Here is a 20,336-nt window from a genome sequence, read left to right on the forward strand (position 1 = left end):
ACATGGGCGCCAGCCTAAATACGAAAGACCAATAATTACAATAAAATTGACCTTTTGAATCACCGGCCTCACCAGATCAAAATTAAACCAAACTTATCGCTAAAGATACCCAAGTTACGCCTGGGGATAGCCATCTTTATAATCCGGCAGTTAACACAAAAAATTGGCACGAAATAACCCCAATAGAGGAAGCAATACCACACACTTACGTATCACGCACGCCTTGCATATAGAGGTAGCTATTTTGATTCGATTACTTCAGTACGCATTTGGGTCTGTCGGAATTTTTCTTCTGTTAACCAGCTCTCTGCCGCTTTGCGCCGATTTACATCCAGAGACTCTGAAGTCAATCAGTACTCCAGATAAGGTGGACAGTAGTATTGGCACCCTCGAATTCCGCGATGGCGCTCCCTACCCCCAGACCGCAGAAAAGCTCTACGACTATTTGGATCATATGCGTGCGGTAGATAGTTTCCTCAAAGGAATTCAGGGAGCATCAGTACATGCTCTGATGAAAGGGGGAAGAGAGCTTGGCGCTAAGTCTGCCAATGAAGTCTTAATTTTCGATCGATTAATGAACTCTGAGTCTCTTTTTCTCACAGGCAATACTTCGACTATCTATACGCTGGCTTTTTTAGATCTAAAACGAGACGGACCAACTGTGTTTCACTCGCCGCCCGACGTTATGGGCGCGTTTAATGATGCCTGGTTCCGCTTTGTTGAAGATATCGGCTCCTCTGGCCCGGATAAGGGGCGCGGGGGAAAGTTTCTGTTACTGCCACCAGACTATAAAGGCAATATTCCCTTCGGCTACATTCCCATCTACCCTCGCTCCTTCCGACTGTGGGTGTTTATGCGCTCGCCAAGTAACCAGCCTTTGCCGGAGGCCGTGCAAAACATCAAAGACAACTTGAGAATCTACCCCCTGGCTCAAAAAGGTAACCCGCCAAGGATGGTCTTTATCAGTGCGTCTGGAAAGGCCTTCAACACCATCCACCCCAATGACTATCAATTCTATAAGCACCTTAATGAAGTCGTTCAATACGAGTGGGTTGGGATGCTTAACCCAGAAACGCGCGGCCTCTTTGCCTCAATAGGCATTGAAAAAGGGAAAGCCTTCAGTCCAGATAAAAGAATGACCAAAATTCTTACGGACGCAGTTGCAATTGGTAATGGTATAGCCCGCTCAATCGTTTGGTATCCACGGACAGACAAATCCCTTTCCGATATCAAAATTTACCCAGGCACAGATAGCGCCTGGGTAATGGCGTTTCCCGGCAAGAACATCTTCTTCAATGGCCCCGATGGCAAAACCATTAATAGTGACGCTCGAGTCAGCTACTTCTATCCCTATACCGGTGTCAGCCCAGCAATGACTGCAATTGAACCTGGCAAAGGTTCTGATTACGCCATTGCCTTTGTCGATGAAAATAAAGAGCCCTTTGACGGCTCTAGAAAATACAAATTGCACCTGCCCCCCGATGTACCGGTCAATGCCTTTTGGGCAGTAAATATCTACGACAGCCAAACGCGCTCAATGTTAAAAACCAGCCAGCCCTTTCCCGCAGTAAGCAGCCAGTCGAAAGGGATAAGACAAAATTCCGATGGTTCTTATGACGTCTATTTTGGACCCAAGGCGCCAAAAGGGTTTGAGAAAAACTGGCTGGAGACCCTACCCAACAAAGGTTTCTTCGTAATCTTGAGACTGTATGGACCCTTGGGGCCATGGCTGGAGAAAACCTGGCGCCCTGGAGAGGTGGAGCCTACTGAATATTGAAAGAACCGACTCCCCCAGGCTTTTACGGAGATTCTGGCCGCCCCACAATTGCGCTGCCTGCAAGGCGTATGCGGTGATTCCGGGGAGTCTCCGCAAACCAACGTCGACAAGCTCGCTGAAATGTACTCTGCTCGGAGTACCCCAACAAACCCGTAATCTGCCCCAAGGCCAGATTCGGATCGGATAAGTATCGAGTCGCCAGATCCCGCCGCACGTTATCCAATAGTTCTTCGAACCTAAGCCCTTCCGCAGCCAGGCGGCGCTGTAAAGTTCTGGGGTGGAGCTTCAGCGCCCCTGCCACAGTGCCGAGCTGAGATCTGCCGCTGGGCAGTATTTCACTGAGTAATTGTCGAATTTCTACAGTTAGAGGAACGGGCAGCGTCGCGCTCTGCTGCTCCAAATGGTGAATGGCCAATCGCTCAACCACTGGATCGGCAGACTTCAGTGGTGTATCCAGAAATGCAGCTGGGAAGTCCATCGCGCAATAGCCCGAGTTAAACAGAACCTCACAGCCAAAGTAATTGCAGTAGTCACCCTCTGCCATTTGAGGACCATGAGGCAGCAGTACGTTTTGCGGGCAACACTTAGTCTCTACCAACATCCGTATCATCGTCAGCGTATTTCCCAGCACCTGCTCCCGGATCTGGCGATAGCTACTGAGAGCTGGGTCCTGCCAATCAAAAACAATACGTAGTACATCTCCCTCACTTAATGGCTCCAGTTGCATACTGAGGGATGAACTATGAAGAGAAAGAAAGCGCCTAACGGATAGCAAGGCTTGCCGTGGAGTGGCCGCATTGCACGCAACTACACCTATCCCACCCAAGCGGTCCACCCCTTGTCGCGATGCGAGGCACAGCCCCAAATCGGGGCGATCTAACCGGCGTGCTGCAGTTTCCAGCAAGCGCGCAACCTCAACAAATGATACCAAGCGGGAATCCGCCGGGCTGATATCACAAGGCATACCGAACTCGGCCAAGAAGGCTTCCCCCCCGCCCCCAAGCTGCTCCACGAATTCACTGAAACCGGAAAGAATACTGACTCGTACAAGGCTACCCATAACTTGCTCCCCATCTTTGTGGCGCGGAAAGACAATTATTTGTCGCAATCTAACAATAAATCATGGGCACATCTACCCAGTCTATAAGGCATAGAAATTTGCAGGGATAGGGATTGTGAAATCGACTCATTTCGATGTATTAATTATCGGCGCGGGACTCTCAGGGGTAGGAATGGCTTGTCATTTGAGTCGCGAATGCCCCAGGCGCAGCTTCGCCATTATCGAGCGTCGGGCACAAGTCGGCGGCACCTGGGACCTCTTTAAATACCCGGGCATTCGATCTGATTCCGATATGTACAGCTTCGGCTATGACTTCCAACCCTGGTCCGGCGAGAAAATACTCGCGGATGGCCCATCTATCCAAAAATATATTGAAACCACCGCAGAGCAATATGACGTTAAAAAGAGAATTCACTTTGGAATAAATTTAACTACGGCGAACTGGTCCAGTACAGACCGAGCTTGGACTCTGGAAGGTCACAACACCGAATCTGGCAGCCCAGTGAGATATACCTGTAGTTTTCTGATTGCCTGTACTGGGTATTACAACCATAAAGAGGGCTACTTGCCGCAATATCCAGGTATAGAAAACTATCAAGGAAAACTGATTCATCCTCAACAGTGGCCAGAAAATCTGGACTACCGCAGCAAGCGTATTATCGTGATCGGCAGCGGCGCTACCGCTGTTACCCTGGTCCCCTCGCTCGCAACCACCGCCCAACATGTCACCATGTTGCAACGCTCCCCAAGCTATATCATTTCAGTTCCATCTATCGATAAAATCTCTCGTGTACTATCAAAATTTCTGCCAGCACCCTGGGTCCACAGGCTAGGACGCTGGCGCAATATCAAATTGCAGCGCTGGATTTTTAAAGCTGCTAAGCGCTGGCCTAACTTTATTAGAAAGTTACTATTAAAAGATGTAAGAAAAAGCCTTCCAGCCAATTACGATCTCAGTCACTTCGATCCCAGTTACAACCCCTGGGATCAACGTCTGTGCGTTGTACCTGACGGAGATCTGTTCTCCTCAATCTGCTCAGGGAAAGCTTCTGTTGCCACCGGTGAAATAGAAACCTTCTCAGATAAGGGTATCCTGCTTACGTCAGGGCAACAATTAGACGCAGACATTGTTATCAGTGCGACCGGATTAAAGTTACAAGTGCTAGGAGGTATCAAGCTCTGTATTGATGGTGCACCGGTAGCAGTCAATCAAAAGCTGACTTACAAAGCAGTGCTAATGGAGGGGGTTCCTAACATCTCATGGGTATTCGGCTATACCAACGCCCCCTGGACTCTTAAAGCCGACATTACTGCTCGCTATATTTGCCGCCTATTAAAATACATGGACGCACATAACTTTCAGGTGTGTACAGCGATAGATAGCGAAGGCAGTGCTGAGCAAGGTTCGGTGATGAGCAGCCTGGACTCTGGCTATGTAAAACGGGCAAATGGAGAACTTCCCAGACAAGGTAAGCGCTATCCATGGCGCCTGTTAAATAACTATGAGGAGGACTATAAGATACTCCTTGATTCAGCGATTGAGGATGAATTTTTAACTTTTTTGCCCTACCAATTTGACACCGAGAAAACTCAAAAGGCACAAGATAAAAACAACACATCCTCTATCGAAGTAAGCAGTATTTAAATTTCAGGCAGCATTAAGAATGCGAGCCTCGGCTCGCTTCTATTTTACCTTTCATCAGGTAGACGGATATAGATACTGCACAAAATCCCTAACTCCAAGCTCAGACTAAAACCCCAAAGTGAACAACCGCGATCAACATTATTTGACCTAACAGTCGCGCCTCACAATAAAGCAACAAACACTTCTAATTAATCCGCCACCGATGCCTTCTCGGAATTCGTTACGGGCTTCACGTAACCATATAATCATGGGGTAGCAAATCCGAATATTAGGTCACCAGACAGGATGGCTTATTGTGAGAGCTGTGAGTATTTTTTTAATTTTGTCCTCGCTATCAATAGCTTCAATGGCGTCTTCTGTAAGTATACAACTAGAAAACTGGGATAGAATTTGTCAAATTCAAGTTACCGGCGGAAAAAACCCGTCGTTCACAAACTTCCAAACTTTTAATAACATTAAAAGAGGCTGGTCAATTTCCAAGCCCTATCAAATATGCTATCGCCGGAATGAAGAACCTTCCCAATGTAATTCAAAAATGACAATCTGGCGGTGCAAACGGTATGTTCAATCTGAAGACCAGAAAGCAAATACTTTTCCTATATTCTAGGCTTTATCGTCTCCACCTTTAACGAAAGCCACCAAATTATGACGCTTGATCTAATATGCTGAACTTAAGCACCCAAGGATTGATATCAGAGGGAGCAACAAAGTCAACTTGCAATACAGTACGATCATCAGAAAACTGATACACCCATTTATTGTCAATAGCCTTACCCTGCCCCTTCCTCCACTCGGGATTTTCTTTCATTTGCTCACTTAACCAGGCTTTTACAGTTTCCACATCACCGGAAAGCTGAAACGCTGTGTACCATTCTTCCAGGCTACCATAGCTATACTCCTTAGAAACAAACTGAATTGACTCAGGCAAGTCACCAAGGTTTGGCATGATTTTATCCGCCATCATCCCCCGGATATAGCCCCCCTCTGGCACCCACAGGTACTCAATCTTCGCTGCGACACTTTTGGCTTTTTCAATCGTATCAACCTTGCTTACCAGATATAAAGCGCCGTCTATACCAGATGAAAGACCAGCTATAGTAATAAACTTGCCGTTATCAACGAACTTTTTATTCTTTACCAATTCAACATCAGAGAAGTTCTTCTCGAAAGAATCAAATGCTCCGCGAATAGTGGTTGCTTTCTTACCATCCAGAAGCCCAGTATTTGCCAGAATAAAAGCACCGTTACATACCGATAGAACGTACTGAGCCTGTTTGGACTGCTCTTTAATCCACTGTAATACTTCCAGACTCTCCATTGCTTCATTAATACTGCCCCCTGGGATAATTACTGCATCAAATTGATTATCCTGATCAAAGCTGGTATCTGGAGTCACTTTAAGCCCCATGGCTGAAGTAATGGTTCCACCATCTTCCGAAACCGTTGTCAAACGATAATTGGCTTGCCCAAAAACCTCATAGGGCCCGGCATAATCAATAGTTTGTGCACCATCGTACAATAATATCCCTATATGGAAGGAATCTTTAGATGTGGAGTGGGCCCAGACCATACTGCTAAAAAGTAGCAAGCATAGGGTAGCCCAGATTGAAGATCGCATGGTCATTTCCTTTTATTTTTGGTGAGTACAGAAATATGCTTAAGCGCTTATCGGATACCTCATGCAAAACCCAAACATATAGATAAGGTATTTCAAGGGGGTACAGCAAAAAGTGTAAATTAGTGGATCAGGTCACAAATGACATAAAGTCGACAAATTCAGACATCGATGATTGGGCACGATAAGTTTTCATATGAAAAATAAAATTCAGCTGGATATTGCCAAGGTTTACATACTTTCTACTGCACTATATATCTCAACAGCAAAGAACATTATCCAAAGCGAGTATTTTGCCAATGAGACATCCAAATAAATCTACAACCCAAAAGGAAGTTAATTAAAATAGCTGTATCGACCACTACAAGCATTCAGGATTTTATTTCTTTTAAGGGCAAGAGAAAAACACAGAGGAACAACTAGCACTAAAATGAATTAGTTCAGACCAAATCTGACACATTTTCTTGAAAAAGAAGGGTTTACCGGTTTTGATGAAGGTGCCTAAACCTACAAGTAAAACCAAGAATAAACTCCATACTCCATACTCCATACTCCATACTAATGATCGCATCATCAAATACATGATCCAATTACTAAATCTGGCAGAAGATCTCGGCAATATATCCAAAGCTTGCAAGATGCTGAGAGTATAGAGAGACATTTTCTATCGGTACAAGTAAGCTGTTTCAAGTGGCGGTGTGGACGCCCTTCTTGAGAAGAACCGGCGTATGCCCATCCACAAGAACTATGTTGAAACAATCATTGAAGAAACAGTGTTAACTTATGCCCTCTAAGAGCCTACCCATGGACAAGTTCGAGTTTCCAATGAACTGCGTAAACGCGGTGTATTTGTGTCCCCTAGTGGCGTTCGGAGTATCTGGTCATTGCATGACCTAGCTAACTTCAAATTGTGATTAATAGCACCTGAGGCCAAGGAAGCTGAGGAGGGACTGATCCTCACAGAATCACAGGTTCAAGCTTTAGAGAGAAAATGGCATGATGATGGAGCCTATAGTGAAATTGATACTCAACACCCACGCTATTTGGGCTCGTAAGATACTTTCTATGTAGGAACATTTAACGGCGGCGGACGTGTTTACCAACAAACTTACATCGATACCTATGCAAAGGTGGCTCACTGCAAGCTGTATATCATCAAAACTCCAGTCACTGCGGCGGACCTTCCGAATAACCTTGTACTGCCGTTTTATGCCATACATGATCTACCTGTGCTGCGTATCCTTACCGGTCGCAGTACTGAATATTGTGGCAAGTAAGAGCAGCACGACTACCAGTTATCAGTGTATAATCGAAATAGAACACTCCAAGACAAAAGCCAGGCATCCACAAACTAACAGGATCTGTGAGCGCTTCCATAAGACCATTTTACAAGAAATCTACCAACCTTCATTACGCCGCAAGATCTATGTATCAATAGAAGAGTTACAAAAGGATCTGAACGAATGGATAACATATTCTAATAATGAGGGATGCCATCGGGGTAAGATGTGTTGCGATCGAACCACTCAATAGCAATTTTTGAAGATGGAAAAATAGCTGGAGGGAAGTACTCATAAACTAAATTTGCCCCAAAAGAGCACCTCCTGAAAAATCTGTAACTGTCGGATAAAGTCTGAACTACTACAAATATATAAGTATAATTTAATTTGGGGCAAGCCTGAGCTTACCCCAAATCAGCACAATTAATTTACACTATCAGAATGATAGACAATTGCCTGCCAAACATTTTGTTGGCCACCTATATAATTATCCAGGGTAGGATTCTTAATATAGCTCCAGGCAACTTTACCATTACCCAAGTACATAGGCTCATCCAAACCACCCCAACCGTAGTCAGTCAGTTTTACCGGCCCCTCAAGTACATTTAAGTCAGCATCAATCTCCATTACATAGTAGGCTTTTGGCACCAGCATACGCATCGCATCACCACTCTTATTGTAACTGCGATTGTACGGGAGGTTATCGGAGATACACTGGAACTGCGCGTAACCAAATAAGTAACGGCCATTTTTCAGATCAACCAACTGGGGATCACTAATTTGACAATCAGAATCCGTTGCCAGCCATTCAATGCCATTACCTTCAATACTGCCTTCCCCATCAACTTTTGCAATACCTACACGTGTCAGGGAAGTAGTATCCAGGGCATCTCCAGAATAGAGCCCCTGCCTGGAAATTACGGGATATTCACCACTGTCGATATATGAGAAGAAGCAATTGCGAATGCCGTTATCAGCACATTCCTCATCGAAGGGGCCATCACCACTTGTATCGATACCAAGCTCGTCCTGTAAGAACATATCCATGTTCGAATCTTCAATGTACTTTGGAGATACAATAACTGAGAGGTTTGTATCGGCATCAACCGGGACAACCGTATGGCCACCACCGTTGGATATCATTGCACTTGTCGAGGGTACCAAATGATTATAGGTGCCTTCATAAACAGATGATCCACTGTCCTCCATTTTAATAGCGATCGCATTTAGGCCCGGTGACGGATAATATTTATTTCCATCACTGGTACACAGAGCACCGTACATCTCATTCCCCGGATTATAAAAGGCTCGAATATTCAGAACGTGGCCATGGCCACACGCCCAGTACCAACCCCGGTGATCATCTCCAGAGAAGGACATTGACCAGTCATCCCGATTGATTACCGTCAGCCCTGCCGAATAATGCGAACCGCTAACAAGAACACGAGCAGTTACGGAAAACGCATAACTTGTGCGCCCTTGGCTATCATCCTCTACGTACAATAGCTCCTGAGTCCCCAAATGAGTGCCACCGTGCATTTTATTGACAACATAGGCATCTGGAGTTTCTGTTATAGGCTTGTTATCCCACTCCATTAGCCAGATCTGGTCATTATACTTCTCCTCATTATCGGTACCTGCAACACTGTCAAGATTATCTTCAATCTTCATCCAGGTTGTACCGTACTCTTCTACCAGATCTTTCTCGATATCATATCGCTCACTGGCCTTATATTCGGTATTGCATAAAACAGCTACCCTGGAGCAATCCGAACTGGCCGTAATACCATGTGACTCATAGCACTGATTCAGAATGGTGGCGTTACCCGTCTGCTCGAAGCTCATGCTATCAGGGTTATATTGAAGCTCGTAAACTGACCCATAGGTTGTATCCGAGGCACTATTCCCCTCTGACAAAGTAGTGGATACATACATTTTTGGCTGATCAGTATCCGTTGCACAGGAGGCAGTATAGCTACGGATAGGGATGTCTATATTTTCCTCATCCTGCTCACTATCCGTACGACCAATATAGTGAGCCAGCTGATAAACTTCCTGGGCATTTACCATTGCATCAGGCAAAGTGATATCTGTAGCGGTAATTGTCGCAAACCCGAGTTCAGCTGTTGACACATCTCCAACGGTTACAGTCGATGGATCATTATCAGGCAATGAGGAGCCATCCCCACTACTACCTGACCCGCTTCCACCTGAACCACTTCCTCCATCTTGATTACCCCCACTACTATCATCTCCACCGTCGCTCACAGGTGGTGAATCGGAGTCAGAATCTGACGAACCTCCCCCCCCACCACAAGCTGCGAGTGCCGCAGTTAGTGCAAGTACCAATAATTTCTGCCCGAATAACTTTTCCATAATCGCCTTAAGTGCCGTGTTTTTTATTTTGGAGTTAGGTACTGTCCAAAATATAAGTTCCGGACAGTCATGAAATGCAAAAGTGGGCGGAATTTTAGCGGGGACAGAATTTTATTCTGTGCGTAACTTAATAAAATGTGAACAAAATAGGGAAGATCAAAAAATGAGAAGTCCAACACTGACTATAGCCTTAATACGATATAGCGGGCTGGTTGGGGAAAGCTAGATAGACATTATTCAAAAGGAAGCCCCTTGCACATCTGTGCCCACAGAATTTTAAACTAACAAACCCACAAAATAAGACAAAAAAACCAGACCTAAAGAAAGATGCAGCTGAAAACACCGTGCAGCATCAGCCACCCACCTGACTTTCGTGGAGCCAACACATCAAACAGTCTTGAAGCACTTTCGTTGAAGAAAAATCGATTCGACAGAACAGTACAAATTGAATACTCATTAGATGACAAAAGTGGTAATCGAGGGTTTGCTCCTAATGGACAGGATATTAAAATTTACTCCCAAGTATAATTACCATTTTAATAATAGTAACCTACATAGAGCACAGTAAGGCTAGTCCTCCAATATCTTGTTATAACCAAAAGAATCCTTACCATATACTTGGAAGTTACCTACCTCTGGAAGCTCATACTCCACCATTCCCTCTGCTGTCGAGTATATATCCTTCCCCCCAGGTGCAACCCGCACATGATTGGCTGTGCACCTTCCCACAAAGGAAAACCGAGAATTACTTTTACATGTATTTGGATATGATGCATGCATATTTAGCGACGAAAATACAACACACTCTCCAGGTTTCATTTCCAAATCTTTGACTTTAAACTTATCAAAGAAATCCTCTCCCAAAATTTTTGCCGCAGTGAGAAAAATTAACATAACTTTGGTGAAAATTTGCCCAAAGAGAATTATTTTAAAAACATTAAAAAAATATGTGAACGAAAAGGGAAGTTGTGCAATATAGAACAATTTGTTGTCTTGAGCAAAACTGTACAGAAAGTCCATTCTTGCATCGCCAAAAGATCCAGGCAAAAATCTTAAGCAGCCATTTTCAACAGTAGATTCTGATAAGGCAACCCAGGCAGTAAGCTGGATAACCGCAGGGTCAGTATCCTTTGTAGGTTGCAGTTTTGCATATTTTCCAGTTTCTCTAAAAGTTGCATTTTGATGCCATATAGTACCCTCAGCACCCGGGAACTTATCAAAAAACTGCGACCTCCAGCACATCACTTCTTCCCCCAACAAACTGGCAAGCTTATGTGACAGTTTTGGATTCCTTAGCAACTCCCTAAAAGGCCTCATTCTAAGGGCCTGGTAAAGCCCCGCACTTTCAATCTGCCATTGTCCGTGCCGCTTTTCTATCTCCCTTATTTTGCTGCCAATATAACTTACCCCCTCAAAGTCATCGGCAAACGCTTCCTCTGCCTCTCTACGTAAACTCTTAGCTTGCTCCTCTGAGACCAATTGGAATGGAGGTAGATAACCATTTTTTTCGAAAAAACATATCTCTTTTTCTGTTAAAAAACCATCTTCACCAGCATCTTTGGAGACATTATCCCTTGGGATTGTCACTGTAAGATCTCTGAGCCTAACCAATTCATCAAACAACTGTTTCTTTTTTGCACCGCGCCATGGGAGAATTAACAGCTTATACAGTACAACAACCATAATCATTAAAAAAATTTGTACGACCTGTATTTTAGAGATGGCAAAATCTGCGGCATCTCCCATAGAACCAAATCCCTTCAACATTTCTGAAAAGGTACTATCTCCATTCGCCATCTGCTTTCACCTCTTTTAAACACTTGACACTACCACCTATTAGTCTCGCATTATTTTGTTATACCCATAAGAATCATCGCCATATATTTGAAACGAACTAACCTCAGGCAATTCATACTCAACCAATCCCTCAGCACTAGGGAATCTATCTTTACCAGAAGGCGAAACCCTTACATGAGTTGTGGTGCATCGCCCAAGAAAAGAGAATCGGCAGTCATTTTTTGTTATATTCGGATAAGAGGCATGCATATTTAAGGCAGAAAAAATTAGGCACTCCCCCGCTTTCATCTCAACGTCAAGAACCTCAAATTTATCAAAGAAATCCTCCCCCAAAATCTTCACCGCAGTAAAAAACACCAATGCACTCTTTGCAAAGATAGAGCCGTAAAAGCCAATTTTTGCTATGGCATATAAATTAGAAATTGAAAATGGGAGCAATGACAGATAGAAATATCTGTTACTCTGTATATATTCATATAAAAAACTAATTCGGGCATCAGAACACGATCCAGGAAGCAATCGCAAGCAGCCATTCTCATGAGTAGAATCAGAAAGCGCTATCCATGCATTCAACTGAATCATCGCTGGATCTGTGTCCAGGGTCGGCTGAAGTTTGGCAAACTTCCCAGACTCCCTAAACGTGGCATTTTGATGCCAAACTGTCGGTCCAGTATCTGGCAGTTTATGAAAAAACTGTGTCCTCCAGCAAATCACTTCATCTCCCAGTAAACTAGCCAGGCGATGTGCTATTTTCGGTTTCCTTAAAAGCTCTCTGAATGGAGCCAGTCGTAAAGCCTGATAAGTTCCAGCATCCTCTATTGGCCAATTTCCATGTTTCAATTCAATATCACGAACCTTATCTCCAAGAAAACTGATTCCGTGGAAATCTTTATCATACTCCTTCAAAGCCAGATCTTTTAATTCGGTAGCCTCCTGTTCCGAAATTACAGAAAATGGAGGTAAATAACCGTTCTTTTTGAAAAAGTCTAGCTCACTCTTATTGAGGAAATACTGAGTTTTAGATTCAGTCCCTAATACTAGATCAGGTAATCGAAGGGGTAGATTCTTCAGCGATTCCATTTCAGTATAGAACTCCTTCTTTTTTCCACTCCTCCATGGTGCAATCAAAAACCGGTAAGCAACAAACACAGCTAATGCAGAACAAATATGTACTATTCGAAACCAAGAAACATAAAAATCGGCACTTTGCTCCAAAGTGCCGATTCCTTTCAACATCTCAGCCAGTGTCTTTCCTTTCTTAGCCATTCCTGCCACCTTACTCCAAACTCTCAATACATTTGGAGGTATTCACTTATCGCCAAGTTAGCTACAACTCAGAAGTCCTTCGGCATCATCTTGTCCATCGGTTCAGGCGTAACCAGGTTCCACCAAAAATCGAATCGGTCCATTAAGGAAAGTAATGTCTTCAACTCTCCCTCATCGCCCTCAATTTTGATTTTCCCGTCCTCAATCTTCTCCTGAATAGATGCACTCCCCAAGATGATGTCATTGAGGTCTGAGCGGTTTATCTGCACGCTACTGCCGGGATTCTTAACAGGAGGCCCGTAGTTCAGTACCGCATTCTCAAGCACAAGCGCATACTTTTCTTTTACGTCCGGCATATTGATATTGATGGAGAGATTTTTGCCTGTCGCTTTTGGGCCGTTAAGCCGAATTCCCAGATAATCAAAAATCAAACCAGCCGGCATACTGCGAATAGTGTCCGGGCTCGCGGTCAGAGGAACAGGGTATCTCTGGATACCATCCCGCAATTCCCTGGCACCACTTAAGAAAAAATTTCTCCAGGTACCATTTTCCTGCTGGTAACCCAGCTGCTCTAATGCATCGGCCAACAAGTCTCTTGCTGCACGATTATTAGGCTCTGCGGAAACCAATCTATCTAGTACCTCGGCAACCCAGCGATATTCTCCAGCCTCATAGTCCTTCTTTGCCTGCTTGATGATATTGGCTGCTCCGCCCATATATTCGACGTACTTTATCCCCGCTGCCGTCGGTGGCATTGGATATAGACGAGCGGGATTGCCATCGAAAAATCCCAAGTAATAGTTCCATACCGCACGGGTATCGTGATTTACACTGCCGTAATAGCCCCGGTTGGCCCAGTATTGTGAGAGTTCTGGGGGCAGCTCCATCAGCTCAGCCGCTTGAACCATGTTGTATCCGTGATTGGCTAACCGCAGGGTTTGGTCGTTGAGGTACTTGTAGAGGTCGCGCTGCTTTTTCAGGTGATTCACCACATTTTCTGGACCCCAGGTTGGCCAGTGATGGGGCGCAAACAGGACTTCCGCCTCCCCGCCCCATCGCTGCACCGTTTCATTAAGGTAGCGAGACCAGTCGCGAGCATTTCGAACCTTTGCTCCCCGCAAGGTGTAGAGGTTATGCAGGGTGTGGGTTGCGTTCTCAGCAGCAGTTACGGCTTTGAGTTGAGGAATATAGAAGTGCATTTCTGCCGGCGCCTCGGAGCCCGGGGCTAAGAGAAATTCAAAGGTAAGCCCATCCACGTCCAAGGTTTGTCCGGTCTCAACAATGGAGTCTGTCGGCTCTATCAAAGTGATAGTGCCAGTGGAGGTTTCTAGGCCCAAGCCAGCGCCAAGAGTGCCTTTGGGATCTTTAGGAATCAGGTTCCCGTACATAAAACTGGCACGACGCGCCATATGATTTCCTGCAAAGACATTTTCACTAACAGCTTCAATCAGGAAATCTTGTGGGGCTATTACCTTAACCTTGCCGGACTTTACATCTTCTTCATCGATAACACCGCGAACACCCCCATAGTGGTCAACGTGACTATGGGTATAGATCACAGCAACGACAGGCTTATTTCCACGATGCTGCCGATAGAGGTTCAACGCTGCTTCAGCCGTCTCGGCAGAAATCAGCGGGTCCATAACAATGACCCCGGTATCGCCCTCAATAAAAGTTATATTGGAAAGGTCCGCACTGCGAACCTGGTAGATTCGCGGTATCACCTCATAGAGACCGCCCTCCGAAATTAATTGCAGTTGCCTCCACAGACTGGGGTTGGCACTGTCAGGAGCCTCTTTATCGCGAGCAAATTGAAATTGCTCCAGGTTCCACACCGTATTGCCTTTGCTGTTTTTAATAACACCATTGTTTGGCAAAGGAGCAATAAACCCCCGCTTTACATCCTCAAAGTCCTTCCGATTTGCAAAAGGGAGCTCTTTCAGTACAGCCTGGTTTGATTTCATTGTGACGACACTAGCGGGGTTGGGTTCTTGCGCCATGACACTTACGATCGTTAGCGAACAGGCAAGGAGTACTAGTAACAGCGATAACAGCGGCAGCTTGTTAACGTTCATCAGTTGTTTCCTTTCCATGATTCGCAAAGTGATGCGGCAGAGTCCCTTGTAGAGGATAGGTAGGAAACTATTAAGCGGACGGGTATTTATGCCAGCATCAGGAGAATAACTGACAAATTTAGGGGGAAAGAAACAAAAAAGCCGGCGAAGAGCGCCGGCTTATGTGTCATTAAATATTATCTGACATCCAGTAAATGCCTTGCAATAATCAGGCGCTGGATCTCACTGGTACCTTCGTAGATTGTAGTGATTCTCACATCCCGACTCATACGTTCGAGTGGATATTCACGGGTATAGCCCACACCACCGTGCATTTGCAGAGCTAGATAACATGCCTCGTTAGCCTTCTCACTAGCGAACAGTTTGCCCATTGAAGCGGCAGGGCCAAACGGCATTCCGGCATCTTTCTGCCAAGCGGCTTGCAGCAAGAGGAGTCGCGCACCTTCCATCTCAGTATATTTATCGGCAAGCTGCCATTGCAGCCCCTGGAACTCCGCCAGTTTTTTACCAAACTGCTCCCGCTCATGCAGATAGGCCCGGGCACAATCCAAAGCTTCAAAGCCGATACCCAGCGCCAGGGAGCCAATACCGATTCGGCCTCCTGCGAGTTCACCTGCAGCAATTCGAAAGCCGCGATTTTCTTCACCTAAAAGATGGGAGGCAGGAATACGGCAATTGTCGAAAGAAACCTCATTGGTAACAGAGGCTTTCTGTCCCATTTTTTCTTCGGCCTTGCCAATCACCAGGCCAGGTGTGCCAGCTTCAACCAGGAAGCAGGAAATACCTTTGCCTTTAGGCGCGGAAGAATCTGTCACCGCCCAAACAACAAAAATACCGGCAAATTCGGCGCTACTAATAAAGAGCTTACTGCCATTGAGAACGTATTCATCACCCTGCTTTTCCGCGCGGGTGCGCATAGAGGCCGCATCCGAACCGGAACCGGGCTCGGTGAGACAGAAAGAACCCGCAGGGTATTCTCCACTACAGATTTTGGGGAGGTATTTTTGGCGCTGCTCTTCCGAACCTACCGCCTGAATTACCTCTGCCACCATATTGGTTACGGACGTGGTCGTTGCAACAGAGGCACAGCCCCGCGCCAGCTCGGCGATCGCCAGGGAGAATGCGACAGTGCCAGCACCAGTACCGCCGTAATTGGGATCAATATTGATTCCCATAAAGCCCAGCTCTGCCAATTGCTTGAGCTTTTCCAACAAGAGCTCTCTATTACCGGTCTTGTCGAGTTCGGCAGCAATGGGTTTCAGTTCACTGTCAGCAAATTGCTTTGCCGCATCCTGAATCATCTGCTGTTCTTCGCTCAGTGAAAAATCCATACAGTACCTACTTATAGTTATTACGGACAAATCACACGGCACCCACCTTGGTACCGCATCGCTATGCCGAGCATAATAAAAACCGCGCCGACAATGGTTGCCAATTCCATCTGTTCAGCCATGAAATCAGCAATCAATCCCTATGATTGAGGCCTGAGGAGAGAATTCAGATTCCTACCCAGGTTCATAAAAAAGCCAACCAGCAAAATCGCTACAGTTCTCTCACTCCGCACAGGATATTTGACTGCGCTCAATTAGCGCCGCGAACCTTTCACACTGGGTTCTGGGTCCGGTACCGCTACAGCGGTATCAGTCTTCACTTCCTCCATCACCACATAGGTGTGGGTTTCCCGTACTCCCGGTACGGATGCCAGCTTTTCACCGAGGAAGCGACGATAACCCAGCATATCCTTAATACGAATTTTCACCAGGTAGTCAAAACCACCGGCAACCATATGGCACTCTTGGACTTCCTCCAGCCCAGCCACATGCTCATTAAAGGCTTCCAAAGCCTCAGTTGCAGTATTGTTCAGGGTTACCTGGATATAGACCACCAGGCCCGCATGAACTTTGAGCGGGTCGAGTAGCGCTACATAGTCGCGAATAAATCCTTCCCTTTCGAGCCGCTTGACTCGCTCCAGGCAAGGGGTGGGACTAAGGTTAACCCTGCGCGCCAATTCCACATTCGGCAAGCGGCCGTGACGTTGCAGAATTCGCAGTATTTGGCGATCAATACGATCAAGATCTTCCAACTGTCGAGACATTACAAAATACCCTACTGGTAATCACGCAATTAGGCGTGATATTTAACCACAACTCGCAACATTATGGCGATTAATTCTAACGATTTTCGCACATAATCCGGTTTTTTATTCTGACCCTAGATATAGAGCTTGGGAGACGATATGTCGACAAACTTCGCCGGAGACCTCCAGAATGCCCGGGACCGGGCACGCGAGTATTTGCACGCCGACGAAAACCTCTGCGTGAGCGAGCTGCTGGCTGCGCCACGCCCCAGCGACGAGATGCGCAAGAAAATTCTGAACACCTCGCGCGCACTGGTTCATCATTCGCGACAGCAGCGCAGCAAGCGCGGAACGCTGGACGCTTTCCTTCAGCAATTCGGCCTTTCCAATAAGGAAGGGGTTGCATTGATGTGTCTGGCAGAGTCCCTGCTCCGGGTACCAGACGCCGATACTGCCGACAAACTAATCGCCGAGAAAGTGCATTCCGGCAACTGGTCCAGCCATCGTGGCCAGTCCGACTCCCTGTTTGTGAACGCCTCAACCTGGGGCCTGATGCTCACCGGTAGCGTGGTGGAGCTGGACCCAGATATCACCGAGCGTCCCTCCCACTGGATGAAACGCCTGGTGAGCCGTATCGGCGAACCCATGGTGCGCACCTCCATGATGCAGGCCATGAAAATTATGGGTGGCCAGTACGTACTCGGCCGCACCATCAAGGAAGCCCTGAAACGCGGCCCCAAAGAAAACCTCCCGGGCACCCGCTTTTCCTTCGACATGCTGGGTGAAGGCGCCCGCACCATGGCCGACGCCCACCGCTACTTCGATGCCTATATGATGGCTATCGAAGAGATCGGCAAAGACAACACCCAGCGGGATGTGGTTGAGGCCAATGGTATTTCCATCAAGCTTTCCGCCCTGCACCCCCGCTACAGTGTGCTGCAGCGGGATCGCGTAATGGACGAATTGCTGCCCCAGGTAAAGCGTCTTTGTGTCGCCGCAGCCCAATACGATATGGGCCTGAATATCGATGCAGAAGAGGCAGACCGCCTGGATATCTCACTGGATATCTTCGAGGCGCTCGCCCGCGACCCCGAAATTAAAGGCTGGCAAGGATTGGGCTTTGTACTCCAGGCCTACCAAAAGCGCGCCCCCCATGTCGCCGACTGGCTGATTGCCCTGGGTCGCGATACCGGCCGCAAGCTGATGGTGCGCCTGGTTAAAGGCGCTTACTGGGATAGTGAAATCAAACACTCCCAGCAAATGGGCCTGCCGGACTACCCGGTGTACACGCGCAAATGCCATACCGATCTGTCATACCAAGTCTGTGCGAAAAAACTGTTGGAAGCTGGCGATGCAATCTATCCACAGTTTGCCACCCACAACGCCTACACCGTCGGGCTGATCCTTGAGCTGGCCAATGGCCGCACCGACTTTGAATTCCAGCGCCTGCACGGCATGGGCCACTTGCTGTACGCACAAATTGAAGCGGTACACGGCAAGCGTGTGCCCGTGCGCGTCTACGCACCCGTGGGGGCACATCGTGACTTACTGCCCTACCTGGTTCGCCGCCTGCTGGAAAACGGAGCTAATAGCTCCTTTGTTAACCGCTTTATGGACGAGGCAACGCCGGTTGAAGCCCTGGTCCAGGACACCCTGGAACAAAGCGAAGCCTGCAACCCCTACCGTCACCCGCAAATTCCTGTCCCGGAGAATATTTATATGGGCGCAGAAGCCCTGCCACGGAAAAACTCACACGGCATCGAACTGACTGATCCACTCTCCGTTGAGCCCTTGCTGAAAGAGCTTAAGCAGCAACGCGAAAAGCATTTCCTCGGTGGCCCTATCGTCAACGGCACCATGGGCGAAGCGGAAGAACCGGTTTTCAACCCGGCAACCGGCGAAAAAATTGGACACACCGCGAATACTGATAAACACCTGATTGAGCAGGCCTATGCCTCCGCCACTGAAGCGCAGATCGACTGGGATCGCCAGGGTGGAAAACACCGCGCGGATATTCTCGATAGAATTGCTGATCTCTACGAAGATAAAGCCAATGAACTGGCTGCAATTATTTGCATTGAAGCGGGCCGCACCCTAAATGATGGCATTAGTGAAGTGCGCGAAGCTATCGACTTCTGCCGCTACTACGCCAACGGCGCACGCCAGCATTTCAGTGAGCCCACCGAACTACCCGGCCCTACCGGTGAACAAAATCAGCTGTATTTGAGTGGCCGTGGCACCTTCGTGTGCATCAGCCCTTGGAACTTCCCCCTGGCAATCTTTACCGGCCAGGTAGTTGCCGCACTTGCCGCCGGTAATGCCGTACTGGCCAAACCCGCAGAGCAAACCCCCATCATCGCTGCACACGCCGTGCGCTTGATGCTCGATGCCGGCGTGCCGCCAAAAGTACTGCACTTGATCACAGGTACCGGCGCCGCAGTGGGCAAACTGCTGATCGAAGATCCCCGCCTGGGCGGTGTAGCCTTCACCGGCTCCACCGAAACCGCACGCCTGATCAACCAGCAGCTGGCAGCGAAAGAAGGCCCGATTGTACCGCTGATCGCCGAAACCGGCGGCCAGAATGTCATGGTCGTAGACTCCACTGCCCTGCCCGAGCAGGTGGTAGATGATGTAATTCAGTCTGCCTTCCTCAGTGCCGGTCAGCGCTGTTCCGCTCTGCGTATCCTGTGTGTACAGGATGTCATCGCCGATAACCTGCTGAATATGCTGAAAGGCGCGTGTGAAGAACTGACCCTCGGCGATCCCGGTAAACTGGATACCGATATCGGTCCGGTTATCGACGAAAAAGCCCTCGGCATGCTGGAATCCCATCGCGAGCGCATGGCGAAAGAAGCCAAGCCACTATTTGCTTTTGAGGAAGCGAAGAAGCCCAGCGAAGGCACCTTCTTCGGCCCGCAGGTAGTAGAGATTGAAGACTTCTCTGTGCTCAAGCGCGAGACTTTCGGACCCTTCCTTCATGTAGTTCGCTTCAAGGCAGACGAGCTGGAAGACGTAATCCGCCGCATTAATGCCACCGGCTACGGCCTCACCTTCGGACTGCACTCCCGCATAGAAGGCCGCGCCCACGCGGTATTCAAACGTATCAACGTCGGCAACTGCTATGTAAACCGCGATATGGTTGGTGCAGTAGTAGGTGTTAACCCCTTCGGCGGCCACGGCCTATCCGGCACCGGCCCCAAAGCCGGCGGCCCGCACTACCTGTTCCGTTTCGCCAGCGAAAAAACCAAAACTATTAACACTGTTGCCACTGGCGGTAACACTGCACTGTTTACATTGGGGCAATAAGCTCCCATAAAACAATGAGAGAGCGGGCTTTTAGCCCGCTTTTTTGTGGAGAATCATTCCGC

11 protein-coding genes and 1 pseudogene are annotated in these 20,336 nt (G+C 47.4%); 4 read left to right on the top strand and 8 right to left on the bottom strand.

Features of this window, described 5'->3' with window-relative positions:
• The first annotated feature begins 244 nt into the window (after positions 1 to 244).
• Positions 245 to 1,777, top strand: a complete 1,533-nt coding sequence (locus tag ACJJIL_RS12450) for a DUF1254 domain-containing protein (RefSeq protein ID WP_282933214.1) — start codon at positions 245 to 247, stop codon at positions 1,775 to 1,777.
• Between the two features lie 22 nt (positions 1,778 to 1,799).
• Here ACJJIL_RS12450 and ACJJIL_RS12455 read toward each other — a convergent pair whose 3' ends face one another.
• Positions 1,800 to 2,837: an AraC family transcriptional regulator gene (locus ACJJIL_RS12455; protein WP_445359837.1), complete on the bottom strand. Its 1,038-nt coding sequence runs from the start codon at positions 2,835 to 2,837 to the stop codon at positions 1,800 to 1,802.
• Positions 2,838 to 2,952: 115 nt separating this feature from the next.
• Here ACJJIL_RS12455 and ACJJIL_RS12460 point away from each other — a divergent pair, with 115 nt between their 5' ends.
• Positions 2,953 to 4,482, top strand: coding sequence for a flavin-containing monooxygenase (locus ACJJIL_RS12460; RefSeq protein ID WP_445359838.1), 1,530 nt, complete (start codon positions 2,953 to 2,955; stop codon positions 4,480 to 4,482).
• 643 nt (positions 4,483 to 5,125) lie between these two features.
• Here ACJJIL_RS12460 and ACJJIL_RS12465 read toward each other — a convergent pair.
• Positions 5,126 to 6,100 carry a DJ-1/PfpI family protein gene (locus ACJJIL_RS12465; protein WP_445359839.1) on the bottom strand — a complete coding sequence of 325 codons (975 nt, stop codon included), beginning with the start codon at positions 6,098 to 6,100 and terminating at the stop codon, positions 5,126 to 5,128.
• Between the two features lie 545 nt (positions 6,101 to 6,645).
• Here ACJJIL_RS12465 and ACJJIL_RS12470 point away from each other — a divergent pair.
• Positions 6,646 to 7,630, top strand: a pseudogene (locus tag ACJJIL_RS12470) (helix-turn-helix domain-containing protein).
• 170 nt (positions 7,631 to 7,800) lie between these two features.
• Here the strand turns inward: ACJJIL_RS12470 and ACJJIL_RS12475 are convergent.
• The 6 genes from ACJJIL_RS12475 to ACJJIL_RS12500 form a co-directional block, all read right to left on the bottom strand.
• Positions 7,801 to 9,753 carry a hypothetical protein gene (locus ACJJIL_RS12475; protein WP_445359840.1) on the bottom strand — a complete coding sequence of 651 codons (1,953 nt, stop codon included), beginning with the start codon at positions 9,751 to 9,753 and terminating at the stop codon, positions 7,801 to 7,803.
• 570 nt (positions 9,754 to 10,323) lie between these two features.
• On the bottom strand, positions 10,324 to 11,550 hold the full coding sequence (locus tag ACJJIL_RS12480; RefSeq protein ID WP_444913481.1) for a phytanoyl-CoA dioxygenase family protein: 1,227 nt from the start codon (positions 11,548 to 11,550) through the stop codon (positions 10,324 to 10,326).
• A 39-nt stretch (positions 11,551 to 11,589) separates the two neighbouring features.
• Complete coding sequence (locus ACJJIL_RS12485) at positions 11,590 to 12,816, bottom strand: phytanoyl-CoA dioxygenase family protein (RefSeq protein WP_445359841.1); 1,227 nt, start codon at positions 12,814 to 12,816, stop codon at positions 11,590 to 11,592.
• A gap of 68 nt (positions 12,817 to 12,884) precedes the next feature.
• The gene (locus ACJJIL_RS12490) at positions 12,885 to 14,891 is read right to left on the bottom strand and encodes an alkyl/aryl-sulfatase (RefSeq protein WP_445359842.1); all 2,007 of its coding nucleotides are present in this window, start codon (positions 14,889 to 14,891) and stop codon (positions 12,885 to 12,887) included.
• 176 nt (positions 14,892 to 15,067) lie between these two features.
• Positions 15,068 to 16,222 carry an acyl-CoA dehydrogenase family protein gene (locus ACJJIL_RS12495; protein ID WP_413665396.1) on the bottom strand — a complete coding sequence of 385 codons (1,155 nt, stop codon included), beginning with the start codon at positions 16,220 to 16,222 and terminating at the stop codon, positions 15,068 to 15,070.
• Between the two features lie 254 nt (positions 16,223 to 16,476).
• Positions 16,477 to 16,986 (bottom strand): Lrp/AsnC ligand binding domain-containing protein, encoded by a 510-nt coding sequence (locus ACJJIL_RS12500; RefSeq protein ID WP_108732847.1) that lies wholly within the window; start codon positions 16,984 to 16,986, stop codon positions 16,477 to 16,479.
• 141 nt (positions 16,987 to 17,127) lie between these two features.
• Here ACJJIL_RS12500 and putA point away from each other — a divergent pair, with 141 nt between their 5' ends.
• Positions 17,128 to 20,274 (top strand): bifunctional proline dehydrogenase/L-glutamate gamma-semialdehyde dehydrogenase PutA, encoded by a 3,147-nt coding sequence (gene putA / locus ACJJIL_RS12505; RefSeq protein WP_445358571.1) that lies wholly within the window; start codon positions 17,128 to 17,130, stop codon positions 20,272 to 20,274.
• Positions 20,275 to 20,336: the final 62 nt, after the last annotated feature.

The organism is Microbulbifer maximicatervae (SeqCode) (assembly GCF_052468095.1).